The sequence below is a fragment of the Streptosporangium sp. NPDC049644 genome (assembly GCF_040675205.1).
Taxonomy (GTDB): domain Bacteria; phylum Actinomycetota; class Actinomycetes; order Streptosporangiales; family Streptosporangiaceae; genus Streptosporangium; species Streptosporangium fukuiense.
Genome location: NZ_JBFAOJ010000184.1, coordinates 1 through 2282, shown reverse-complemented (window position 1 = coordinate 2282; position 2282 = coordinate 1). Strand labels below are relative to the sequence as shown.

At 68.2% G+C, this 2282-nt stretch carries 6 protein-coding genes; all 6 read right to left on the bottom strand.

The genetic code is table 11. From position 1 onward, the window contains the following. On the bottom strand, window positions 1-310 hold a 310-nt coding region (locus AB0J58_RS43565; protein ID WP_364227401.1), incomplete at its 3' end, for a hypothetical protein. A 4-nt stretch (window positions 311-314) separates the two neighbouring features. Continuing rightward, complete coding sequence (locus AB0J58_RS43560) at window positions 315-656, bottom strand: hypothetical protein (protein ID WP_357797359.1); 342 nt, start codon at window positions 654-656, stop codon at window positions 315-317. Next, a complete protein-coding gene (locus AB0J58_RS43555; protein WP_357797361.1) occupies window positions 649-1200 on the bottom strand; it encodes a hypothetical protein in 552 nt (183 codons plus the stop codon). Before AB0J58_RS43555 ends, AB0J58_RS43560 begins: the two co-directional genes overlap by 8 nt. Further along, window positions 1193-1633 carry a hypothetical protein gene (locus AB0J58_RS43550; protein WP_357797364.1) on the bottom strand — a complete coding sequence of 147 codons (441 nt, stop codon included), beginning with the start codon at window positions 1631-1633 and terminating at the stop codon, window positions 1193-1195. The genes AB0J58_RS43555 and AB0J58_RS43550 overlap by 8 nt, the downstream gene beginning before the upstream one ends. Further along, window positions 1630-2058, bottom strand: coding sequence for a hypothetical protein (locus AB0J58_RS43545; RefSeq protein ID WP_357797367.1), 429 nt, complete (start codon window positions 2056-2058; stop codon window positions 1630-1632). Before AB0J58_RS43545 ends, AB0J58_RS43550 begins: the two co-directional genes overlap by 4 nt. Then, window positions 2055-2282, bottom strand: a 228-nt coding sequence (locus tag AB0J58_RS43540; RefSeq protein ID WP_364227396.1) for a hypothetical protein, incomplete at its 5' end; no start/stop codon positions are given. The genes AB0J58_RS43540 and AB0J58_RS43545, both read right to left, overlap by 4 nt.

Here is a 2282-nt window from a genome sequence, read left to right as displayed (position 1 = left end):
CCTCTTTCTCGACGACGCCGTTCAGCCGCTTCACCTCGGCGAGGAGGGCGCCCATGTCCTTCCACGCGTTCACGATGAACGGGGCGTCTCCCGCATCGGGCCAGTACTCCGCGTACGGGGTGCCTTGCTTGGGAGCCTTGAGGATCTGCTTGTTGACGATCTGCCCGGGAATCTTGCCGTCGACTTGCGGCGGGAAGCGGTGTCCCACGCCATGCAGGCGCCAGCAGTCCTCGGACTCGTCGAACCACCACGGGCCTTCGGTAGCGGCGTTCCGGCGGGCTCGGATGGCGTCCAGTTCGGACGCGGGCATGGGCTCAACCACGACGCACCCCCGGCTTCAACAGGATCAGCGCCTCACACGCCGGGCACTCGTCGTCCCACTCGCCGACGCTCTGCTGGCGGGGGCTGAGCTTCTCCTGGCGGGCAGCCCGTTCCCGGCACTTGGTGGAGTCGAGGTCGTGGGCGGCGGGGATGAGGTTCTCCAAAGCGGCGCGGAGCCGTTTCACCTCGCCCTGCAAGAACGTCGCCGTCCACAGGAGTTCCTTGACCGTCATCCGCTCCGGAGCAAGGTTGAGGGCGTTGAGCTCCTCAACCGGGGGGCCGAGCTCACTGCGGAGCCCGGCGGCGAGGGCATCAAGGCCAGGGGTCTCAGCCACGGTGCTCACCGCCGTCCTGGGCAGCGTCCTCGGCCTCGACGACCGCGTAGTACTCGCTCAGCGGAACCCGATCCCAGATCACGGTGTCCACCCAGTCAGCGGGCGGGGCGTGCTTCCACGTCACGTACAGGGCGGAGTCGTTCTCCCTACACGCCATGCCGGGGTTGTACCGGTGACCGTCGATGCGGACCTCCGCAGGCATACCGGGCAGCAACCGACGAGGGTCCGTGGGCATCTCCAGCTGCTCCAACCGAGCCCCGGCGGCCTTGCCCGCCTTGGTCCGCCGGTCGGGCACAAGGAGGTCCTGGTCGTACATCCAGGTGACGCGCCAGCCGGGCGGGATCATCTCGCCGTCCTGATGCTTGATACCGGCGACGCCGTACCTGAGCAGCGCCCCGGCGACCACCGGCTCCCGCTCGGGGAAGCCAAGGTCGGTCAAGGTTTCGGCGACGCGGGCCTGCCACGCCTTGTACGCCTCGGTGTAGCTGGCGGCGAGGGCGACGGTCTCGGGCTGGCGGGTGCGGTAGACGGTGAGGTCAGCCACGGCTCTCTGCCTCTCCGGTGTTGCTCTGGGCGGCGTCGTGGGCGTCGGCCATCGCGGCGAGGTGAGCGGCGAGTTCTCGCGCCTCGGCCGGACTCATCAGCCACTCGTCGACCCCGCACGGGTACAGGCAGATGCCGTCGCCGGTGAGGGCGAGCAGGTCTCCGCCGACCTCCCAGGTGAGTCCCAGCTCTGCGGGCTGCGGCAGGACGATCGGCGTCTCGTCGCCTTCGACGACGACCGCCCGGAAGTGGACGACCTCGTCCAGCGCTGTGCCGTTCTCGTCACCAGGCTGGATGGCGATCTTGAGGGCGTCTTCGTCCGCCTCGACGATCGGAAACCACAGGTTGCCCCCGTCGTCGCCGCACTCGTTCGCGGTGTACGCCAGGAAGGCGGCGACGTTCTCTGGGGTAGGCGGGGTAAGAGCGGCGCTCATGCGGCACCGCCAGGAGTCTGCTCAGCGGCAACGCGGGCAGGCTCCAGGTAGCGGATGGGCTTGTCGAGCTTCTCTGCGTACTCGACCTCGGAACGCGTGGACGAGCCGATGTACCCGTCCAAGTTGAGAACGAGAACTTCGTCGGCTAGATCGATCTTCCGCTTGTGCAACTCGTCGAGCCGCGTCTTGACCTCGGCCAGCTCATCCTCGGACTTGTCGCCGAAGATCTCGGTGTCCGACCGCATGTCGCAGCCGATCGACAGCACGATCCGCCCGGCCAAGGTCTCCCGAAGGTTGGCCTCCTGAAACGCGCCAGAGAAGCGCGTGGAGCCACACAGGACAACGATCCTGGGGCGGGGTCCGCCGAAGTCGCGCACGAGGTCGTGGTGATCGGCGCAGTCGGCGCTGAAGTGTGTGTAGCTCACTGGTTTTGCTCCTGCGGGTACGGGTTACGGGTAAGGGCGGGGAAGGGTGCGGTGTCGTCCGAGACAGACGCCGGCACGGGCGCCTTGGCGAGCTGGTGGTGGCGCCCCTTGGGGGCGGGCAGGATCACCGAGGCGAGCGCCACAAGGAACGCTTCGAGGCGGGTCACCCGACGGCCTCGCTTCCCGCTAAGGCCAAGGTGGCGACCGGCGAGTTCGGGTCTTCG

Excerpts from the sequence above, each read along its gene's own strand:
- AB0J58_RS43550 (WP_357797364.1), bottom strand. The coding sequence starts at position 1,633 with ATGAGCGCCGCTCTTACCCCGCCTACCCCAGAGAACGTCGCCGCCTTC.